This is a genomic window from Pseudochrobactrum sp. Wa41.01b-1 (genome assembly GCF_019464455.1).
In the GTDB taxonomy this organism is placed as follows: domain Bacteria; phylum Pseudomonadota; class Alphaproteobacteria; order Rhizobiales; family Rhizobiaceae; genus Pseudochrobactrum; species Pseudochrobactrum saccharolyticum.
On sequence record NZ_CP080493.1, the window covers coordinates 1,076,933 to 1,096,569 of the forward strand.

The following is a 19,637-nucleotide window of genomic DNA, read 5'->3' on the forward strand; positions in this document are numbered from 1 at the left end:
AAAATGTCACAATATTTAAATATATTTCTGTACGACTATAGAGCAATCAGCAAATACCAGCTTGCTATCGATTATATTGGCGACGGCAACAATCTGCTTTTAATGGAATATCAAGCCGAAGCAGTATCCCCGTTTTATCCTGACGCCACAGACAGGGGACAGTATTTTGTGGTTGACAGTTTCCCGGATTGGACAGCTGTCACCTTTGGGGAAAGGGTAAATATTCCTGAATTCCCGCTTTATAATCCTTGGTCTGGCGGTTTCTTAAACACGACAGGCCAGCAGACAGGTGACGCAACAAATGCTAACGGAACCATTGTAGGAAGCTCGACTTTCTTATCCCCGAACAGTGTTGATAAATTCAATGTTTTTGCTCTGAACGCTTTTGGAGCTTGCTATATTTATAAGATTGTAAAAACCCCAAATGCAGCAGGTAACGGAACGATTGATACCAAACATTACCTTGCATATGATGAGGTAAATCACACAATTTGTTACTACCCAACAGCTACCCCCGATGACTCAGGAGAACAGTACTTCTTGGAATGGAGATTTGAAAAAATAGCTACGGCTGCAATTCCATCTGCCTAAAAAATCCATTCTCAACGATAATGTTATAAGCTACGCGCTTCAATCCGGCGCGTAGTACAACTGTTCCGGTATCCGTCCAGTGATTTTATCTGCAACCTCAACACCGCCCGTCCGCTCTACCCAGCCGGTCTGACCACGCAGATATTTCGCTGCTTTTACAAAGTTAAGCGCCAACACAGCCTCATTCTGAGCGCCAATATGCTGTGCAATTGATGTTCCGGCGATTTTGCACGGTGCATTCAGCCCGTTCAGCTTCAGTGTCAGACCACTGTCAAAAAACAGCACCGTACCGGCAGGCAGCAATGTGAAATCTGCGATGCCCTCCACCACAATATTGGCCCCGATCCATTCCGGCCTGATCGCATCAAGCCCCATTGCCGCAGCAATCTTTTCCAATTCTTCGACAGAAATCAGAGAGAGCTGACGGTCATTACGGATCACCGTGCCCCGCTGATACCACGGCTCGCGGCCACCGGCTCTACGCGTCATTCCATAATGATAATCACCGATAATGCCACCATGGTCACATTGCAATTTGTCTATTGCTTGCGTTACAAAATCCTGCCCTGAAGCAATATAAAGTCCACGGACACGACCTGTAACCTTGCGTGCCGCTATGCGTTTGCCATGAATGTTATTGAACAAATCTGTCATCACGGCTCAATCTTCACCGCGCACAACAACCATAAATACGCGCGGGAAGTGCAGCAGCACCTTGCCATCCACCGTCAGCGGATAATGCTCTGCCAAGCGTTCCGTATATTCCTCCAGATAATCGTGCTGCTCATCTTCATTGAGCGGATTTAAGAACGGACGCAGGCCGGTGCTTTTTACCCATTCAGTAATTGCCGCATGTCCCTCAAGCGGGTGATTATAAATCGTGTGCCAGATATCAATATGGGATGCGAACGGTATCAGAGCATCATAATAAGCATTCACACTCGGCATTGGCGGACGGGGCGCTTTATTGAGACGTTCAATCCAGCGACTGTCTTTTGCCACCTGGCGCATCATACGATGGGACGGTTCATTCCAGTTATCCGGCATTTGTACAGCCAAAGCGGCACCTGATTTCAGCCCTTTCAACAGGCGTTGCAAATGCTGAATATGCTCAGGAATCCATTGGAACACCGCATTGGAAAACAACAGATCAACATCCGCATCCGGCTGCCATTGCGTTACATCGCTTAAATAAAACGGCACATCAGGCAAACGAGCCTGCGCCTTTTCAATCATATCCGGCGACGCATCAAAACCGGATAGTTGCGCCTGCGGCCAGCGCTTTTTCAATGCCTCAGTAGAGTTGCCGGGGCCGCACCCAATATCAACAATGATGGCAGGATCTTTCAGCGGAATACGGGCGATGAGATCATTAACCGGTCTTGTGCGCTCATCCTCAAATTTCAGATATTGCTGTGCCGACCAGTCTTTCATCGTGATGCTCCTCTGTCTTACCCGTAACAAGCAATCTATAGCACCGGTGCATTTTGCCAAGCACTTTACAAACAAAAACGCCCTCCTTTCGGAGAGCGTTTCTATGACTTCAGCTCTGCAGTCAAAAACGGCAGGCAGTGCTATTTGCAGCCCTGTATGCGGCTTGTGAACCAGAAATTTTATCGTGTGAGCGGCTTATAAGTAACCCGCTTAGGATTGACACTTTCAGGTCCGAGACGACGTACCTTATCTGCTTCGTAATCTTCGAAGTTACCTTCGAACCACTCCACATGACTGTCGCCTTCAAAAGCCAGAATATGCGTGGCCAGACGGTCGAGGAACATACGATCGTGCGAGATAATAACAGCGCAGCCAGCGTATTTTTCCAGCGCATCTTCAAGCGCCGCCAGTGTTTCTGTATCCAGATCGTTGGTCGGTTCGTCGAGGAGCAGCACATTGCCGCCCGTCTGCAGCATCTTGGCAAGATGCACACGGTTGCGCTGACCACCGGAAAGATTGCCGACTTTAGCCTGCTGATCGCCGCCCTTGAAGTTGAACGCACCGCAATAAGCGCGGGAGTTCATTTCAAACTTGCCGAGCTTGATAATATCATTACCGCCGGAGATTTCTTCCCAGACATTCTTGTTCGGGTCGAGATGATCGCGGCTCTGGTCAACATAACCGAGCTTAACAGTATCACCGATACGGACAGAACCGGTATCCGGCTGTTCCTGACCGGTGATCATTTTGAACAGGGTCGATTTACCCGCACCGTTCGGCCCGATAACACCAACGATACCGCCCGGAGGCAGTTTGAATGTCAGGTTGTCGATCAGCAAACGATCGCCAAATGATTTGGACAGGTTTTCAACTTCGATAACCACCTGACCAAGACGCTCACCCGCAGGAATGAGAATCTGTGCATCGCCCGGACGCTGATTTTCAGCCGCTTCCACCAGCTTGTCATAAGCTTTAATACGGGCTTTCGACTTGGACTGACGTGCCTTAGGGCTCGCTGCAATCCACTGGCGTTCACGCTCAAGCGCTTTTTGGCGGGAATCGTCTTCACGGCCTTCCTGAATCATGCGCTTGGCCTTGGCTTCCAGATAGGCAGAATAGTTGCCTTCGTAAGGAATACCACGACCGCGGTCGAGTTCGAGAATCCAGCCAGTCACATTGTCGAGGAAGTAGCGATCATGCGTGATGAGCAGCACAGCGCCCTTATATTCACGCAGGTGCTTTTCCAGCCATGCAGTGGTTTCAGCGTCCAAATGGTTGGTCGGTTCGTCAAGCAGCAGCAAATCTGGCTTGGAAAGCAATAGCTTGCAAAGTGCAACGCGGCGGCGCTCACCACCGGAAAGCGTGGTTACGTCAGCGTCGGCAGGCGGGCAGCGCAGTGCTTCCATCGCCATTTCAACCTGACTTTCCAGATCCCAGAGGTTCTGGCTGTCAATAATATCCTGAAGTGCCGCACCTTCGTCAGCAGTTTCATCAGAATAATTCATCATCAGCTCATTATAACGGTCAAGAATGGCCTGCTTGTCAGCCACACCTTCCATCACATTGCCGAAAACAGTCTTTTCAGGATCGAGATGCGGTTCCTGAGCCAGATAACCACAGGTCGCACCATCGGCGAGCCATGCTTCACCTGTAAACTCTTTATCGAGACCAGCCATAATCTTGAGGATTGTCGATTTACCGGCGCCGTTAGGGCCGAGAATACCGATTTTCGCATCAGGATAAAATGACAGGTGCAGATTTTCGAGAATTTTCTTTGTGCCGTAGTTTTTATTCAAACCCGACATATGATAAATAAATTGACGTGCCATTGGGTGGCTGTTCTCCGAGAATTTGAGCCCGTAATGTGTGGGAATTCGCTTTGATGCGCTATTTAGGCTAAATATTGCGCAGGGGCAATGCCAGAACAGAGGCGAAGCAGGCGCGATAAGCATCTTCCCCTGTTTAACCTCTGAGGGTCTGAATAAAAAATCACCATTTGCAGCCAAGTGGGCGACTTTTGGATCAGACTCTGAATAGCTGATTATTATTACAAGTATAGTCTCCGCACTCCTGAAACAAGGTTTCACAATGCCGTTTGATAATCCTGAAATCCTGTTAAGTCCGACCGGTGCAAAACTGGCATTGCGTTTTCAACCGGCGAAGAAAACGGCAATCGGCAATATACAGATCAGCCACGGCCTTGCCGAACATGCTGCCCGCTATCAGGAATTTGCGGATTATCTCGCGGAGCATGGATTTAACGTCTATGCCCATGACCATCGCGGACACGGGCTTACCAGCGCACCTGATGCACCGCTCGGTCAGTTCACAGCCAGAGATGGCGATGAAAAAGTGCTGCAGGATATCGGCTTTGTTGAAAAGACAATCCGCGAAAGACATGGGCAACTGCCGCTCATAATATTCGGCCATTCCATGGGGGGATTGGTAACACTCGCTGCTTTATGCGGAAAATTCTGTACGCCCGATGCGGCAGCCATCTGCAATTCCAATTTTGCCAATGTGCTGAATCAATCACTGGCTTTCACTTTACTCAAAGCCGAGCGCATGTTTCTCGGCTCCGATGTTCCCAGCCATTTCCTGCCAGCCATGACTTTCCGCACATGGGCAAAGCAGGTGAAAAATTATCAGACACAATTTGACTGGCTGTCCCATGATACAGCGGAGGTTGCGCTTTATAATAATGATCCGCTCTGCGGCTATGATCCGTCGGTCAGTATGTGGATCGATGTTTTCCGCTTTATGCGTCGCTGCAACAATCCTGCACCGCAACAAGCGATACCGTTGCATATGCCACTTTATTTACAGGGTGGCGGACAGGACCCTTCGACTGAAGGCGGAAAATCCCTGCTTGCACTGGAGAAAAGACTGAGAACCTCCGGCTTCAGCAATATCACCACACAGATTTATCCGGATATGCGTCATGAAAGCCTGCATGAAACAGATCGTGCGCGTTTCATGCAGGACTTTACAGCATGGGCATTAAAGGCAATCGCCTGACAGAACTTTAAGCCAGCCACTTGTCATAATCAGACACCAACAAATGCAGTGGCTGGACATCATCTTCCACATCAGAGAACCGGCCGATCGGTTCACGGAAGATATTATCCGTCAGATCATCATTGACGGTTGAAACCTCGCCGATCAGCACATCACCACCCTCGCCCCAGAAAGCATGCCAGTTACCGGGCATCAGGGTCACGCTTTCACCCGGATCAAGCTTCAGTAAACCTCCGGCAGACAGCCGTTTGATACGCCCGTCACAGGCAACAACCACGTCGCTTTTATCATCAATCGAGCCATCTGGATTGGAATTGAACATTTCCAGCACCAGTTTGGCACCGCCGCGATTGATAATATCCTCAGCTTTCACCACATGGCGATGCATCGGCGACAGCTGGTTCTCGCGCGAGATCATGATCTTTTCCGCATAAAGCATACCGGTGCCTTTTTGCAGATCTTCGGCCTGTCCGTTGCGCACGGTAAACAGGAACAGTCCCATTTCATCGAAACGCCCCTGCCCGTAATCAGTAATATCCCAGCCGAGACGCGCATTACGGATTGCTGCACTGTCATCGCTCACACGGGTGCGCATTTCCTCCGGCGACCAATAGGCAAAAGGCGGCATGACAAAACCGAAAGACCGGATAAAGCGGTCACTTTCACGGATAATTTCATTAATTTCCGAGCGTTTCATAAATGTTTCCTCCAGCGGTCATCCGTTTGATACGGGTCTTGTCTGCGCAACAGAAAAGCACGGCCTGCCCCGTCTGACCAGTCCCTTTTCGGCTACAAAATATTGCCGCCGATAAATTTCCGGATGCGGCGGTTTGGCGTGTCGTCTTTACGCGAAGCCCATGTCGTTTTCGTATGCGCGTCCGCCATATTTCAATGGTTGAATACGGATAATCAGAGCAGATTTTTTGAGAAATATTCTGAGACTTAACTCTTGTCGTCAATCTTAATACCCATACGGGATCAGGCTTTTTCATGTCGCACATAAGCCACTCCGGCAGCGACATATTTTAAAGTCCGGCACCCCCGATGAACAACGCTATGCGAGGCATATTATGGACGTCCGCAATCAGATGCTGAGTGACTTGTTGGGGCGCGACCCGAATTTCAGTCTCGGACAGAAATTCTACACAGATCCCGACTTTTACAAGCTGGATCTTGAACATATCTGGTACCGTGAATGGGTTTTTGTCGGCCATGATTGTGAACTGCCGAAAGCAGGCAGCTATATCACTGTGCAGATCGGTGATTATCCGGTGATTGTCGTGCGCGACAGTCAGGGCGGCATCCGCGCTTTTCACAATACCTGCCGCCATCGCGGTTCACGTATCTGCACAGCGGAAAAAGGTACCGCTGCACGCCTCGTCTGCCCTTATCATCAATGGACTTATGATCTGGATGGTAAGTTATTGTTTGCCCGTCAGGTTGGCCCTGATTTCAAACCGGCGGATTTCGGCCTGAAAACCGTGCATTGCGAAACGGTCGCCGGCTATATTTATATATGCGTCGCGGATGAAGCACCGGATTTCAACGCTTTCCGCGCAACAGTTGAGCCTTATCTGGCGCCCCATCAGATTAAAGATGCCAAAATCGCCTTTGAAAGCACGATCATTGAAAAAGGCAACTGGAAGCTGGTCTGGGAAAACAACCGCGAATGCTACCATTGCGCCGCCAACCATCCGGAACTGTGCCGCACCTATCCTGAAGCGCCAAGCGCCACCGGCGTACAGGGCATGATGGAGGATGAGGAAACCAACCAGCTCTGGAAGCGCTGTGAAGATACCGGCCTGCCTGCTAAATTCAACATGTCCGAGAGCGGCCAGTATCGTATTGCCCGCATTCCGCTGCTGCGCGATGCCGACAGTTATACAATGTCCGGCAAGCCCGCTGTGGCGAAAAGCCTGAGCTCTGAAGTCAGAGCGTCCAAAATCGGCGCGATGCTGCTGTTCAACTATCCGTCCACATGGAACCATGTGATGATTGACCATGCAATTTCCTTCCGCGTGCTGCCGGTCAGCGCCGAGGAAACCATGGTCACCACCAAATGGATGGTCAATAAAGATGCGGTTGAGGGAGTCGATTACAATCTCGATGAACTGACCCATGTCTGGATCGAAACCAATGATCAGGATCGCCGGATTGTGGAAGAAAACGCCCGCGGCATCCGCTCACCGGCCTATCAGCCGGGGCCTTATTCCGTGGAGCATGAAGGCGGCGTCATGCAATTTATTGAATGGTACGCCAATTTCATCACCCCGCGTCTGCAAGGCGAAGTTGCTAAACTCAGCCGCGTGGCCTGATACTCAACGCAATATCCCGGAGCGCAACACAGCGCTCCGGACAATATCATGACAGGCAGGTTCAGTATGAACCCACCTCAAGCCCCCCTTCAGGTGAAGAGCAGCACGAATGAAATATCTTGATGAAATGCTGCCGTGGAACGACAGGCTTCAGGTTCTGGAATGTGATGCGGCGATTGAAGAAGCGCCGGACGTGATGACTTTCTCGTTCCGCACGCCGGAGAATAATAACTGGTTCCGCTATATGCCGGGTCAGTTCATCACGATTGAGATACCGGCCGCACCGGAACCGGTCATGCGCACCTATACGCTGTCCTCCACGCCGTCGCGCCCTTATTCCGTATCCATCACCATTAAGGCACAGGCAGGCAGTATCGGCACCCGCTGGATGCTGGATAATATGCGTCCGGGCATGCAGCTGAAAGCTTTTGGCCCAGCCGGTGACTTCTCGCTCGTTTCGCATCCGGGCAAAAAATACCTTTTCATCTCTGCCGGTTCCGGCATCACACCGATGATGTCGATGACCCGTTTCCTTTATGATACGCAACCGGCCAGCGATGTGGTTTTTCTCAATTGTGCCCGCTCACCGGATGAAATCATTTTCCGCAAAGAGCTGGAACTGCTGGCCAGCCGCATGGATAATCTGCGTCTGCAGCTGGTTGTTGAGCGTTCCATCGCCCGCAATGTCTGGAGCGGCGTTCATGGCCGTATCAGCCATAGTATTATTGATATTTCCGCGCCGGACTTCAAAGACCGCACAGTCTTTTGTTGCGGCCCCGAGCCGTTTATGCGCGCCGTGCGTGACATGCTTGAAGCTAATGGCTTCAACATGGATAATTATCATCAGGAAAGTTTTCAACCGGCCTCGGAAGCGCCCGCTATACCGGTGCCTGCCGCGCTTGAAGCCGCAGCCAGTGATGCGGAGACAGAAGCGCCGAGCGTTATTTTCACACTATCCGGCATGGAAGTGCAGTGCAGCCCGACCGATACTGTGTTGCTGGCAGCGCGTAACGGCGGGTTGAAAATACCAAGCGCCTGCGAGTTTGGTGTCTGCGGTACGTGCAAAGTCAAATGCCTCAGTGGCGAAACCGTTATGAATCATAATGGCGGTATCCGTGATGATGAAATTGAAGAAGGCTATATTCTTGCGTGCTGCTCGCATCCTTTGGGTCGGGTGGAAATCGAAGCCTGATCCTCTTGACCTTTCCGCGTGCTTTCGTCACTGATCGCTCTCGGACGTGACGCAGCGGGAGAATGGGATGCCACAACACGATCAGAAAAACTCCGCCTTTATTGTGATTGATATTCAGAATGATTTTTGCCCCGGAGGCGCGCTGGCTGTAGCCGGCGGGGACAGTATCGTTGCAGGCATCAATCAGGAGATTGAGCACTTTGACCATGTCATCCTGACACAGGACTGGCATCCCGCAGGACATTCCAGCTTCGCTTCGACCCATGAAGGCCGTGAGCCTTATGAAATGGTGACGATGTCCTATGGCAAACAGACTTTGTGGCCGGATCATTGCGTACAGGGAACCCATGGCGCGGAGTTTCATAAAGACCTGCAATGGACAAAGGCCGAGCTGGTGATCCGCAAAGGCTATCGTAAAGCTATCGACAGCTATTCCGCTTTCTTCGAAAATGACCACATGACCCCGACTGGTCTTGGCGGCTATTTGCGCGAGCGCGGCATTAAACATGTAACACTCGCAGGTCTGGCCACTGATTTCTGTGTGGCCTATTCAGCACTGGATGCCGCAGCTCAAGGTTTCAAAGTCACCGTATTGCCGGATTTAAGCCGCGCGATTGATATTGGCGGCTCGCTGCAAACCATGATGAGCCAGATGCGCAATGCGGGCGTAGCGTTCCGTTAAAACTGCTTTCACTCCGCAATTAACAAGGCAGCGCTCGACGGCTGCCTTTTTTGCTTTATATAGACGCCTTTATCCTCCTACCCGTTTTCCGGAACAGAAAGCCTCACCGTGATTGAGAAAAAAGACGTTGTAATTATCGGTGCAGGCGCAGCCGGAATGATGTGTGCAATCCGTGCCGGTCAGCGGGGTCGCTCCGTCGTACTGATTGACCATGCGAAATCCCCCGGTGACAAAATCCGCATTTCCGGCGGCGGCCGCTGCAACTTCACCAATATTCATGCAACGGCAAAAAACTACCTGTCCGCCAATCCGCATTTTTGTAAATCCGCGCTGGCACGCTTCACGCCGCAGGATTTCATCGCCATGGTCGATAGCTACGGCATCAGCTGGCATGAAAAAACATTGGGGCAGCTATTCTGTGACCATAGCGCCAAAGACATTATCAATATGCTGCGCACGGAAATGCAGCAGGCCAATGTGCGGCTTGACCTCAACACCACAGTTTCGGACATCAGCAAAACCACAGACGGTTTTCTGATCACAACAAGCTATGGCAAAATCGAAGCGCAATCGCTGATCATTGCCACCGGCGGCAAATCCATCCCGAAAATGGGCGCCACTGGCTTTGCTTACACTATTGCCGGTCAGTTTGGTCACAGTCTGATTGAACCCCGCCCCGGCCTTGTGCCTTTGACGCTGGAGCCTAATCTGCTGGAACAGCTCAGCCCGCTTTCAGGGATAGCCGTCGATGCCGAGCTTAAACATGGCAAAACCCGATTCCGCGAAGCACTGCTTTTCACTCATCGCGGCATGAGCGGCCCTGCGATTCTGCAAATTTCATCCTATTGGCGCGAGGGTGATGAGGTCGTTTTGACCATTGAACCGGACTTTGACTTTCTCGCATTGTTAAAAAATGCACGAAAAACGAATGGCAAACAATCTGTCCAGACGGCTCTTGCAGAAAAGCTGCCCCGCCGTTTAGCCCAGTTTTTCACGGAAAAGACACAATTGAACAAGCCTCTGGCTGATTTGTCTGACAAGATTTTAACAAATCTTGTTGCCGCAATTCAGGATTGGCATATCAAACCGGCAGGTTCCGAAGGATATCGCACGGCGGAAGTTACACTCGGCGGTATCAGCACTGATGAGCTCGACTCAAAGACGATGGAATCCAAAAAGGTACAAGGTCTTTATTTCATTGGAGAATGTGTGGATGTAACCGGCTGGCTTGGCGGATTTAACTTCCAATGGGCATGGGCATCGGGCCACAGCGCAGGTCAGGCCGCATAATATTTACGTGACAAATCACACGTTTTCGTGAGCGGCGCGCACAATTACATTATGGCGGAAAAGTGTCAATGCGATCACATTTACTTCAAGTCGATAAGAACTTACTGTTGCATATTTGTGACAGACATTTCCGAGGCTATATTTTATGTTTCTAACGAAATCTAAAAGGAGTTCATCACATGAAATATACAACTCTGGCAGCTGCTCTGCTTCTCTCCTCCACAAGCGCTTTCGCAGCTGATGCTATCGTTTACAACGAACCAGCCCCTGCTGTTGTAGCTGACACTTTCTCCTGGACAGGCGGCTATATCGGTCTTAACGCCGGTTATGCAGGCGGCAAGAACAAGTTCAACGGTTACGACAACTTCGCAGTATCCGCTAAAGACAATGCAAGCGGCTTCCTCGGCGGTATTCAGGCCGGTTACAACTGGCAGTTCGACCAGACCATCGTTGGTATCGAAACCGACTTCCAGGGCGGCAACCTGAAATCCGATGCAGAACTGAGCTACAACGGCCAGACTGCCGGTGCAGAAGCCAAAATCAACTGGTTCGGTACAACCCGCGTTCGTCTCGGTTACACACCGGTTGACCGCTTCATGGTTTACGCAACAGGTGGTGTTGCTTACGGTAAAATCAAAGCTTCCGCTTTTGATGGCGTAAACAGCTTCTCCCAGTCCGACACTAAAGTTGGTTACACTGTAGGTGCCGGTGCAGAATACGCTGTTACAAACAACGTAACTCTGAAGACCGAATACCTCTACACCGACCTCGGCAAGCTGAAACTGGATGATGTAAACGGCGTTCGCTTCGGTGAAGTTAAGGCTCCGTTCCACACAGTACGCGTTGGTGTGAACTACAAGTTCTAATCCATATTTGCGAACTAAAAAGAAAGCCCCGCATTGCGGGGCTTTTTTATTTCTGAACAGCCAACTCAAACCGGCAGCAAAAACGCCGTCACAAAAGGTCTTACAATTCCCTGCCGGTGGCGAGCCCCCATATTCTTTATCACCATACCCATATTATAATCCCCGACACCTACCCCTCGGCATGGTTTATGCTTATCTATACATCAGCACTATGATGTATCGGGAGAGATATGAATAAGTCCTGTTTCGCAATTCTTCTGGCTTGCAGCCTGTTTCCGTCTTCACTTCATGCCGCCCCTATCGGCGAAGTGATTGCCGAAATGGCAGGTAAATGCTGGAAATTGCCGGAGAAAATTGACTATCAAAAAGCATCAGCCATTTTTGAAGTCACTTATAATGCGGAAGGTGAGTTATTGGAGATCATCACTGTCGAATATCGCCCTGTGCGGGAAGCAGGCAAAGTCTTTGCTCTCAGCGCACAACAGGCACTTCTGGATTGCGCCAATAAAACCGATGTTAAATCCAGAACAATACGGGTGGTCATGAATTACACCGCGCCAAGATCCAATGAGCCTCTGATTATGAAAAGGTCTCTGCGGTAATATCGGCGCAAATTTCCCGAACACAAAGCCTATATCAGCAAACCGAGTTCTTTTTGCTTTTTCTTTGACAGCCCCTGCGCGACAAGATGGTAAGATTGCAGGATATAATCCTTCAGCTCATCATCATTGAGACCCGGCTCCGCATAATGCTGTATCCACTTCATGCCGCGTGAGGCAAGATATGGTGCAGGGCGCAACCCCGGCTGCTCCTGCAGCATTTCAAATGCAATATGACTGACTTTGAAACTGAAACTCGGCTGGTCATTATGCCAGCCGCCAATGACAAAAACCTTGCCGCCGACTTTCCAGACATGTGAACCACCCCATTGAACAACATAAGTTGTTGCCGGCAAGCTGCTGCAAAAGGCATTATATTCGTCATAAGTCATAGCTACTCACCACATCAAAAAAACGATCTGCACAGAACAGAGATAATATCTTACTGTTTTTAAACACCAAGATGTTAAACTACGCACTCCCGTCCTTTTCACCATTTAAGAAGCATCCGACATTTATGGCCAGTGAATTATCAAACCTAGAATCCGCAACAAAATATCTTTCACTCACCGACAAAGACCGTTTCTTCAAAATTAAGCGCGACATGGAAGCATCCGGCGCTTCACGAAAAAGCATTGAGGAACGCCTACGCGCCTTTCTATGGGATGTTGTTGAATCCGATGATGATGATGAAAACGAGGAAGACGCGCTTTAAGCAAAAGCCGTCTCCATGAAACCAGTTATGAACTCGGCTGCAACTCTTATAATATTGGCTTTGCTGCACGGAAGCAGCAAGGCTCTCGGGAAGGTTGTTTCGGGAACAGATGTCTCTGAAATACTGATTAGCTTCACCGGAGCCATATTTATCGGTACTGCCGTAACATGGGCTGTGGTCTGGTTTGTTTTAAGATTGCTCCGGAAGCAGGAACTCACAATCACAGTGACCAACTGGATTTTAGCCGCAGCAACAATCACCAGCTTTGCGCTGGCAATAATGCGCATATAATAACGCTAACAAATCCAAGTGAGGATGGTGGGCCCGGAGGGACTCGAACCCCCAACCAAGCGGTTATGAGCCGCCGGCTCTGACCAATTGAGCTACAGGCCCACGCAATTCCGATCTACCTGAATCGAAACATGATCGCAAGACTAACTCGCTTATCAGCCAAAACATTATCAATCAGTGTTTAAAGACATACCGGATATTGACGGCGACCCAGCATATCATTCTGTAAAACAAGATATTTCCGTAATCTTAGCGCCAAAAGCCGTCTTCTTATCCGCATAAAAAATCAGGCTGCGAATCTGTTCGATTCACAGCCTGACAGGAAATCAATTCAACCGGTCAATGCCGGATTAGCGCAAGATCGGGCAACCGCGCGCTTTACCGAAGAGCACACTCACCGGACGGCCATGGCGATAACCGGAGACGCGGATCGTTGAGCGGTTGCTATGCACACGCATCCCGCGAATGCCCATACGCGATGCTTTAGAGACCGCATTGCGCGGTGTGCAGGAATAGCGGTTCGGACGATATTGCGGACGGTTATAATGGCCATGACGATGGTTCACCTGCACCACCGGCGCACCGGTTGTCGCCACTCCACTGACAGTGAGCGATACTGCAGGCGATGCGGCCTGTGCCGATGCACCCGCCGAGAAAACACCGGCAAGACCGATCAGGCCGGAAACAATTGCTGCCTTCATTGAGAAACCCGACATATTGTCCTCCTTGGATAATTCTTTGCTTGTTGCGATATCCAATATTTAGCAGGCTATTTCTGAATGCAGCAGCAATCAATCATTCATTTGCAGTTCATCTGATCACTTTTTATCAGGCAATGTGACCGGTCATATGTTTCAGATATGCCTCTTCATCCGGCAGATCATGATCATAGGCAGTGATCTTGCCACGCACGGAAATACCGGCTTCATGCACTGTTTCTTTGGAGCCGGAAACAAGCGGATGCCACCACTCCAGATCCCTGCCCTCAGACACACGGCGATAGCCGCAGGTCTCAGGCAACCAGCGCACGGTCTCAATAATTTCCGGTGTCAGGAATACGCAATCCGGCACAGTTTTTCTGCGGTTCGGATAATCCGAGCACTGGCAGCTTGTACCGTCCAGCAAAGTACAGGCAACACTGGTGCCGTAAATCTCGTCGGTATCATCATCCTGCAATTTATGCAGGCAACACTGGCCGCAGCCATCACAAAGGCTTTCCCACTCCTGCTTGTTCAGCTCACGCAATGTTTTGGTTTGCCAGAATGGTTTCTTCATAACGTCCTCACCTTCCCGCAGCATTTTAGCAAATTTACTGCAGCCGGATAAATCAATTTCAAAATAAAAGGCCCGGTAAACCGGGCCTTATGTCTCGTCAATTTCGCCTCGGTTTAACGAAATAAATTGTCGCCCTGCTCGTCAATAATCTGACGGGCTTTGATGAGGGTAATATTTACCGCATCATCCATGGTTGCGAAACGATCCGCGCGGATGAATTTATGTTCTTTCATCTCGCCAGCGATTTCCTTGCGGATCAGACCGCAGGTCTGAAACTGTCCGGCTTCGGCAAACGGCGTTGCCAGAATGACAAAACCTTTATGCTCACTGCTGACCGGCTCAGCCTGTGCTTTGCTGTCAGCAGCTTCTGAGCCGCCAAGACCAAAAAGACGTTTAAGAAAAGACATTACAACCCCTAACAAAATACCGCCACCACAGGGATGACGGCACTTTCTTATGCTTTTTAGCTATCCAGGAACGAGCGCAATTTACGCGAACGGCTCGGATGCTTGAGCTTACGCAGTGCTTTCGCCTCGATCTGACGGATACGTTCACGGGTAACCGAGAACTGCTGACCGACTTCTTCCAGCGTATGGTCGGTGTTCATACCGATACCGAAACGCATACGCAGAACACGTTCTTCACGTGGGGTCAGCGATGCCAGAACACGGGTCGTGGTATCACGCAGGTTTGCCTGAATGGCCGCATCAATCGGCAGCAGCGCATTCTTATCTTCAATGAAGTCGCCCAGATGTGAATCTTCTTCATCACCCACCGGTGTTTCAAGGGAGATAGGCTCCTTGGCGATTTTCAGCACCTTACGCACTTTTTCCAAAGGCATAGCCAGCTTTTCAGCCAGTTCTTCCGGTGTCGGTTCACGGCCGATTTCATGGAGCATCTGGCGCGATGTACGAACGATCTTGTTGATCGTTTCGATCATATGCACCGGAATACGAATGGTACGTGCCTGATCCGCGATCGAACGGGTGATCGCCTGTCTGATCCACCATGTCGCATAGGTCGAGAACTTGTAACCACGGCGATATTCAAACTTATCAACCGCCTTCATCAGGCCGATATTGCCTTCCTGAATAAGATCAAGGAACTGCAAACCACGGTTGGTATATTTCTTGGCGATGGAAATCACGAGACGCAGGTTTGCTTCAACCATTTCCTTCTTGGCAATGGTTGCTTCGCGCTCGCCCTTCTGCACCTGATTAACAATGCGGCGGAATTCGCCGATCGATATCGCGGTTTCAGTGGCCAGATTCTGGATTTCCGAACGCAGATTATCAATGCCGCGTTTTTCCTTAGCAACAAAATCCTTCCAGCCACGGGCTGTCAGAGTTGCAAGGCGGTCAGTCCAATTCGGGTCAAGTTCATTGCCCTGATATTCTTTGAGGAATTCTTCACGGCGCACGCCGAAAGATTCCGCCAGACGCAGGAGCTTACCTTCGTTCTGAACGAGACGCTTGTTAATGTCGTAAAGCTGCTCAACCAGCGATTCAATACGGTTCTGGTTCAGCGACAGCGACTTAACGGCCTTAATCAGCTGATCTTTCAGTTCCTTGTAGCGGCGCTCCTGAGAGGTCGACAATTCACCGGCAGCAGCCAGACGTCCTTCAACCTGCTGATCCTGCAATTTGCGCAGTTTCTTATAGGTATCAGCAATCAGATCGAGGGTTTCCATGACCTGAGGACGCAATTCGGCTTCCATCGCAGCAAGCGACAGATTGGCCTCATCGTCTTCATCCTCGTCATATTCTTCCTGAATTTCACCGCCGACATTGGTGATATCATCGTCATCGCGCGAGCGACGGCCACCCTTGTCATCACCGCGCGCAGGCTGTTCTTCCACACGCTCGATCACCGGCGCCTGTTTGGCTTCAGGACCCGCATAAGTGGTTTCAAGATCGATGATTTCGCGCAGCAAAATCTGCTGGTCGTTCAGTGCTTCACGCCAGATAATCAGAGCCTGGAATGTCAGCGGGCTTTCGCAAAGCCCTGCAATCATGGTTTCGCGGCCAGCTTCAATACGCTTGGCAATCGCGATTTCACCTTCACGCGACAGGAGTTCAACCGAACCCATTTCGCGCAGATACATACGCACCGGATCATCGGTACGGTCTGTCGGCTCTTTTTTGGTGGTCGTTGTCGCCAGCGCGGTACCGCCGGCTTCTACCAGATCACCGCCGCTTTCTTCGCTGTCATCGTCGCGCTCTTCTGCGTCGGCATCCTGCTCGTCATCTTCAACAACATTGATGCCCATATCGGACAACATCGACATTGTATCTTCGATCTGCTCGGATGTTACTTCCTCAGAAGGCAGCACGGCATTCAGCTCGTCCATCGTGACATAGCCACGCTTCTTGGCGAGCTTAATCATCTTCTTGACAGCGTCGTCCGAAAGGTCGAGAAGCGGCCCATCGGGCGCGCCATCGCGCTCGACTTCAGCTTCTTCGTTTTCCTTTGCCTTCGTTGCCATATATTTATCTCCAGACGATCAGTTTGTTTTGTCCATCGGGCAGAATGAACAACAAAACAAACGATTCGCGTTATGCCCCGTGACTATCGATAGTATCGGCAATAGCGCTTTCGCGTTAAAACCGGATTAACCGTGCTGATTACCGGCTGCGGCAATTAAAACAACGGTTTGCAAATTTCATATTTACAGAGCCTTCTCAGCCCCGTATTGACCTCATACCGGTCATAAACTCCGGTAATGACATTGTTCAGATGCTGTGTATTATCGCCTTTCAGCGACGAACGAACTCTCACCGATACAATTAAAGAATGCGACTCATATGATTCGCATGGAAAAAGCGAATCATTTATGCAGATTCGCGACAGAGTGACGCCGGTTAAGCACCGAACAATGCAGTTCTGAGCAGTTTTTGTTCAAATTATCTCTGTTTGGCGACCTTATTCACGTATCTGCTTATCCTCAGAAACCGCCGGGCGGGCGTCCTGAAGACTGACCGAACCCTTCAATAAGCGCTTCGGTTGCATCGGCCTTGCGAATTTCGCTCTGAATATCAATCAAACGCGCAAAAACCTCGGCTGACGCTTCAGTGGAAAGAGCTTCTTCTACGGCTCTTAGTTCCTTATGTAGTGTCCGTGCGCGCAGATGCAAGTGCATCGCCTGTTTGAGGGCTTCGCGGGCATCATCTTCGGCTGCCAGCAGCGTTGCAGGCCACAGACGCGCACGGCGTACCACCAGCTCCAGCTCATCCAGCAATTCAGAAAAACCGTTTTCATTGAGGATTTTACGCATCATCTTACCGTCTTCGGCAAGATGGCTGGCCATCACATCCAGAACCGCGGCATGAAGCGCCGTCAGCCCCGCATGGGTCAGTTCCAAAGTGGCTACAACCTCAAAATTCTCATCAATCAGCGCCGGATGATTAATCAGCGTCAGAACGATCGTCGCCTCACGCAGACTTGGTGCGGATGAACCACCTTTCACAATCGCGGAACGGGTCAGACTGTCAGAAGCCTTGGTTGAGGCCGCGTTGCCAAAGCCACCACCGAAACCGCTACCTTTACCGCGCTGCGGCTGGAAATTACCCTTACCGCCGAAGCCACCTGCCTGCTTACCGGCATTCTGCCGCCCCCATTTAGGGCCGAAGAAGCTCTGCGATTTCTCACGCATATGCTGACTGTAATAATGTTTGACGCTCTCGTCCTTGATACGCGCCACATGGGTGCGCATCCGTGCATCCAGCTCGGCACGGCGTTCCGGCGTTTCAAAATTGCCGCCAGCCGTTTCCCGCATCCACAGCATTTCCGCCAGCGGCTTGGCATCCTGCAACACGACACGAAATGCGGAAGCACCCTGCTCCTTGACCAGATCGTCAGGATCCTTGCCCTCAGGCAACAAGGCAAAAGCCAGTGATTTGCCCGGTTGCAAATTCGGCAAACCGGTATCCACCGCACGATAGGCTGCGCGAAGACCGGCCTGATCACCGTCAAAGCACAAAACCGGCTCAGGGCTGATCCGCCAGAGCAAAGCCATCTGCTCCTCGGTCAGCGCTGTACCAAGCGGCGCTACAACCTCGTTGAAACCGGCCTGCGCCAGTGCGATCACATCCATATAGCCTTCAACCGCAATCACAGGCTTGGCTTCTTCGCCATTTTGCGCCTGACAGGCACGACGCGCGCGCACCATATTGTAGAGCACACGACCTTTATGAAACAGTTCGGTTTCCGGTGAGTTGAGATATTTCGCAGGTGCATCCGGTGACATTGCACGTCCGCCAAAGGCGATTACGCGATTGCGGCTGTCAGTAATCGGAAACATAATGCGGTCACGAAAACGGTCATAAGACACTGCAATGCCTTCACCATGCACAACCATGCCGCATGCTTCAATCTGTTCGCGGGTTGCGCCTTTAGAGGCCAGATATTCTTTCAGAATATTGCGGCCTTCCGGCGCATAACCAATGCGGAACTCAGCCTGCGTCTGCGCATTTAAGCCACGGTCACGCAAATAAGAACGGGCTTTCGCACCAACTGATGCCTGCAACTGATCTTCGAAAAATGCTGCGGCCAGTTCCATCACATCATAGAGCGTGCCGCGCTTTTCTTCGCGTCTCTGCTGCTCGGCATCCATAACCGGCATCGGCACACCGGCCATATCAGCAATACGTGCGACCGCCTCAGGAAAGTTCAAACCTTCAAGCTCGGTGAGAAAACGGAAATGATCGCCCGTCACACCACAGCCGAAACAATGATAGCGGCCTTTGCGATCCTCACAGTGAAAGCTCGGGCTTTTTTCACCATGAAAAGGACAGCACGCCCAGAAATCCCCCTTGGACGCATTGGTTTTCTTGCGATCAAAACTCACGCGTGTCCCGATCACAGACGATATCGGAACGCGGTCGCGGATTTCATCAAGGAAGGACGGGGGGAAACGCATACGCCTTTAAATTCTCTCTCAGTTCTCTTGCCAGAACAATACTGACTTCGGGGGGACATCAGACTTGCCCCCTCACCTTAATAGCACGGAATACAGAAAAACACGCCTCAACAACGCATCTTTCCCCGATACTCACATGCCCGCTCCTGTGCAAGTGCAGCCTCTCCTATAAGCGGGTAGCACAGTTGTCATAATTATCGCTTATCATCTTATACAACGGGACAGCAATATTATCCTTCAGCACCTGAAAATGCAGGATTTTGATTTAGTCGGCTAACTGTCATAAATTTGTCATAAAAACTTTAAATACCATCTGTTAGAGGTAAAATCCCTCTTCCAAATTAAGCATAATGTGCCTAGATTGATTAGCCAGTGCATGATTTTCGCACTGCATTTTATCCGTCCTGATCATTCCGCCAAATCACTGCAGCAATGTTGTGCATGCGCGAAC

General features: G+C 50.6%; 20 protein-coding genes and 1 tRNA gene. 10 read left to right on the forward strand and 11 right to left on the reverse strand.

Annotated features, from left to right (window positions below; translation table 11 throughout):
* The first annotated feature begins 3 nt into the window (after positions 1–3).
* Entirely contained in the window at positions 4–591 is a 588-nt protein-coding gene (locus K1X45_RS05110) for a hypothetical protein (protein WP_220160003.1), read from the forward strand.
* Between the two features lie 39 nt (positions 592–630).
* Here the strand turns inward: K1X45_RS05110 and K1X45_RS05115 are convergent, their stop codons facing one another.
* The 3 genes from K1X45_RS05115 to ettA all read right to left on the reverse strand — a co-directional run bounded on the left by K1X45_RS05115 (position 631) and on the right by ettA (position 3,854).
* Positions 631–1,245, reverse strand: coding sequence for an MOSC domain-containing protein (locus K1X45_RS05115; RefSeq protein WP_220160004.1), 615 nt, complete (start codon positions 1,243–1,245; stop codon positions 631–633).
* A 6-nt stretch (positions 1,246–1,251) separates the two neighbouring features.
* The gene (tam, locus tag K1X45_RS05120) at positions 1,252–2,025 is read right to left on the reverse strand and encodes a trans-aconitate 2-methyltransferase (RefSeq protein WP_220160005.1); all 774 of its coding nucleotides are present in this window, start codon (positions 2,023–2,025) and stop codon (positions 1,252–1,254) included.
* 179 nt (positions 2,026–2,204) lie between these two features.
* On the reverse strand, positions 2,205–3,854 hold the full coding sequence (gene ettA, locus K1X45_RS05125; protein ID WP_022710994.1) for an energy-dependent translational throttle protein EttA: 1,650 nt from the start codon (positions 3,852–3,854) through the stop codon (positions 2,205–2,207).
* Positions 3,855–4,113: 259 nt separating this feature from the next.
* On the opposite strand from ettA, the gene K1X45_RS05130 reads away from it, so the two are divergent.
* A complete protein-coding gene (locus tag K1X45_RS05130) occupies positions 4,114–5,043 on the forward strand; it encodes an alpha/beta fold hydrolase (protein ID WP_220160006.1) in 930 nt (309 codons plus the stop codon).
* Positions 5,044–5,050: 7 nt separating this feature from the next.
* On the opposite strand, the gene K1X45_RS05135 is transcribed toward K1X45_RS05130, so the two are convergent.
* Positions 5,051–5,740, reverse strand: coding sequence for a D-lyxose/D-mannose family sugar isomerase (locus K1X45_RS05135; RefSeq protein WP_220160007.1), 690 nt, complete (start codon positions 5,738–5,740; stop codon positions 5,051–5,053).
* A 373-nt stretch (positions 5,741–6,113) separates the two neighbouring features.
* Between K1X45_RS05135 and K1X45_RS05140 the strand changes: the two genes are divergently transcribed.
* The 6 genes from K1X45_RS05140 (at position 6,114) to K1X45_RS05165 (ending at position 11,990) form a co-directional block, all read left to right on the forward strand.
* Positions 6,114–7,358: an SRPBCC family protein gene (locus tag K1X45_RS05140; RefSeq protein ID WP_220160008.1), complete on the forward strand. Its 1,245-nt coding sequence runs from the start codon at positions 6,114–6,116 to the stop codon at positions 7,356–7,358.
* A 109-nt stretch (positions 7,359–7,467) separates the two neighbouring features.
* Positions 7,468–8,550 carry a hybrid-cluster NAD(P)-dependent oxidoreductase gene (locus K1X45_RS05145; RefSeq protein WP_220160009.1) on the forward strand — a complete coding sequence of 361 codons (1,083 nt, stop codon included), beginning with the start codon at positions 7,468–7,470 and terminating at the stop codon, positions 8,548–8,550.
* A 67-nt stretch (positions 8,551–8,617) separates the two neighbouring features.
* Positions 8,618–9,232, forward strand: a complete 615-nt coding sequence (pncA, locus tag K1X45_RS05150) for a bifunctional nicotinamidase/pyrazinamidase (protein WP_022710989.1) — start codon at positions 8,618–8,620, stop codon at positions 9,230–9,232.
* 108 nt (positions 9,233–9,340) lie between these two features.
* Positions 9,341–10,522 (forward strand): NAD(P)/FAD-dependent oxidoreductase, encoded by a 1,182-nt coding sequence (locus K1X45_RS05155; RefSeq protein ID WP_220160010.1) that lies wholly within the window; start codon positions 9,341–9,343, stop codon positions 10,520–10,522.
* Positions 10,523–10,701: 179 nt separating this feature from the next.
* Positions 10,702–11,388: an outer membrane protein gene (locus K1X45_RS05160; RefSeq protein WP_220160011.1), complete on the forward strand. Its 687-nt coding sequence runs from the start codon at positions 10,702–10,704 to the stop codon at positions 11,386–11,388.
* 230 nt (positions 11,389–11,618) lie between these two features.
* Positions 11,619–11,990 carry a hypothetical protein gene (locus tag K1X45_RS05165; RefSeq protein ID WP_151159828.1) on the forward strand — a complete coding sequence of 124 codons (372 nt, stop codon included), beginning with the start codon at positions 11,619–11,621 and terminating at the stop codon, positions 11,988–11,990.
* A gap of 29 nt (positions 11,991–12,019) precedes the next feature.
* On the opposite strand, the gene K1X45_RS05170 is transcribed toward K1X45_RS05165, so the two are convergent.
* Complete coding sequence (locus tag K1X45_RS05170) at positions 12,020–12,379, reverse strand: MmcQ/YjbR family DNA-binding protein (RefSeq protein ID WP_116087801.1); 360 nt, start codon at positions 12,377–12,379, stop codon at positions 12,020–12,022.
* A 125-nt stretch (positions 12,380–12,504) separates the two neighbouring features.
* Between K1X45_RS05170 and K1X45_RS05175 the strand changes: the two genes are divergently transcribed.
* Both K1X45_RS05175 and K1X45_RS05180 read left to right on the forward strand, forming a co-directional pair.
* The gene (locus K1X45_RS05175; protein WP_220160012.1) at positions 12,505–12,702 is read left to right on the forward strand and encodes a hypothetical protein; all 198 of its coding nucleotides are present in this window, start codon (positions 12,505–12,507) and stop codon (positions 12,700–12,702) included.
* Between the two features lie 15 nt (positions 12,703–12,717).
* Positions 12,718–12,993: a hypothetical protein gene (locus K1X45_RS05180; RefSeq protein WP_220160013.1), complete on the forward strand. Its 276-nt coding sequence runs from the start codon at positions 12,718–12,720 to the stop codon at positions 12,991–12,993.
* A gap of 25 nt (positions 12,994–13,018) precedes the next feature.
* Here K1X45_RS05180 and K1X45_RS05185 read toward each other — a convergent pair.
* The 6 genes from K1X45_RS05185 to dnaG form a co-directional block, all read right to left on the reverse strand.
* Positions 13,019–13,095, reverse strand: a tRNA-Ile gene (locus tag K1X45_RS05185).
* A 248-nt stretch (positions 13,096–13,343) separates the two neighbouring features.
* Positions 13,344–13,709 carry an antifreeze protein gene (locus K1X45_RS05190; protein WP_220160014.1) on the reverse strand — a complete coding sequence of 122 codons (366 nt, stop codon included), beginning with the start codon at positions 13,707–13,709 and terminating at the stop codon, positions 13,344–13,346.
* A gap of 112 nt (positions 13,710–13,821) precedes the next feature.
* Positions 13,822–14,268, reverse strand: a complete 447-nt coding sequence (locus K1X45_RS05195; protein ID WP_051139026.1) for a YcgN family cysteine cluster protein — start codon at positions 14,266–14,268, stop codon at positions 13,822–13,824.
* Between the two features lie 113 nt (positions 14,269–14,381).
* Positions 14,382–14,675: an HlyU family transcriptional regulator gene (locus tag K1X45_RS05200; protein WP_220160015.1), complete on the reverse strand. Its 294-nt coding sequence runs from the start codon at positions 14,673–14,675 to the stop codon at positions 14,382–14,384.
* Between the two features lie 56 nt (positions 14,676–14,731).
* A complete protein-coding gene (gene rpoD, locus K1X45_RS05205; protein ID WP_220160016.1) occupies positions 14,732–16,753 on the reverse strand; it encodes an RNA polymerase sigma factor RpoD in 2,022 nt (673 codons plus the stop codon).
* A 459-nt stretch (positions 16,754–17,212) separates the two neighbouring features.
* Positions 17,213–19,186, reverse strand: a complete 1,974-nt coding sequence (gene dnaG / locus K1X45_RS05210) for a DNA primase (RefSeq protein ID WP_022710978.1) — start codon at positions 19,184–19,186, stop codon at positions 17,213–17,215.
* Positions 19,187–19,637 lie beyond the last annotated feature (451 nt).

What these genes read in the sequence shown, in the direction of transcription:
- K1X45_RS05110 (WP_220160003.1), top strand. Translation starts at nt 4, where the DNA reads ATGTCACAATATTTAAATATATTTCTGTACGACTATAGAGCAATCAGC.
- K1X45_RS05115 (WP_220160004.1), bottom strand. Translation starts at nt 1,245, where the DNA reads ATGACAGATTTGTTCAATAACATTCATGGCAAACGCATAGCGGCACGC.
- tam (WP_220160005.1), bottom strand. Translation starts at nt 2,025, where the DNA reads ATGAAAGACTGGTCGGCACAGCAATATCTGAAATTTGAGGATGAGCGC.
- ettA (WP_022710994.1), bottom strand. Translation starts at nt 3,854, where the DNA reads ATGGCACGTCAATTTATTTATCATATGTCGGGTTTGAATAAAAACTAC.
- K1X45_RS05130 (WP_220160006.1), top strand. Translation starts at nt 4,114, where the DNA reads ATGCCGTTTGATAATCCTGAAATCCTGTTAAGTCCGACCGGTGCAAAA.
- K1X45_RS05135 (WP_220160007.1), bottom strand. Translation starts at nt 5,740, where the DNA reads ATGAAACGCTCGGAAATTAATGAAATTATCCGTGAAAGTGACCGCTTT.
- K1X45_RS05140 (WP_220160008.1), top strand. Translation starts at nt 6,114, where the DNA reads ATGGACGTCCGCAATCAGATGCTGAGTGACTTGTTGGGGCGCGACCCG.
- K1X45_RS05145 (WP_220160009.1), top strand. Translation starts at nt 7,468, where the DNA reads ATGAAATATCTTGATGAAATGCTGCCGTGGAACGACAGGCTTCAGGTT.
- pncA (WP_022710989.1), top strand. Translation starts at nt 8,618, where the DNA reads ATGCCACAACACGATCAGAAAAACTCCGCCTTTATTGTGATTGATATT.
- K1X45_RS05160 (WP_220160011.1), top strand. Translation starts at nt 10,702, where the DNA reads ATGAAATATACAACTCTGGCAGCTGCTCTGCTTCTCTCCTCCACAAGC.
- K1X45_RS05165 (WP_151159828.1), top strand. Translation starts at nt 11,619, where the DNA reads ATGAATAAGTCCTGTTTCGCAATTCTTCTGGCTTGCAGCCTGTTTCCG.
- K1X45_RS05170 (WP_116087801.1), bottom strand. Translation starts at nt 12,379, where the DNA reads ATGACTTATGACGAATATAATGCCTTTTGCAGCAGCTTGCCGGCAACA.
- K1X45_RS05175 (WP_220160012.1), top strand. Translation starts at nt 12,505, where the DNA reads ATGGCCAGTGAATTATCAAACCTAGAATCCGCAACAAAATATCTTTCA.
- K1X45_RS05180 (WP_220160013.1), top strand. Translation starts at nt 12,718, where the DNA reads ATGAAACCAGTTATGAACTCGGCTGCAACTCTTATAATATTGGCTTTG.
- K1X45_RS05190 (WP_220160014.1), bottom strand. Translation starts at nt 13,709, where the DNA reads ATGTCGGGTTTCTCAATGAAGGCAGCAATTGTTTCCGGCCTGATCGGT.
- K1X45_RS05195 (WP_051139026.1), bottom strand. Translation starts at nt 14,268, where the DNA reads ATGAAGAAACCATTCTGGCAAACCAAAACATTGCGTGAGCTGAACAAG.
- K1X45_RS05200 (WP_220160015.1), bottom strand. Translation starts at nt 14,675, where the DNA reads ATGTCTTTTCTTAAACGTCTTTTTGGTCTTGGCGGCTCAGAAGCTGCT.
- rpoD (WP_220160016.1), bottom strand. Translation starts at nt 16,753, where the DNA reads ATGGCAACGAAGGCAAAGGAAAACGAAGAAGCTGAAGTCGAGCGCGAT.
- dnaG (WP_022710978.1), bottom strand. Translation starts at nt 19,186, where the DNA reads ATGCGTTTCCCCCCGTCCTTCCTTGATGAAATCCGCGACCGCGTTCCG.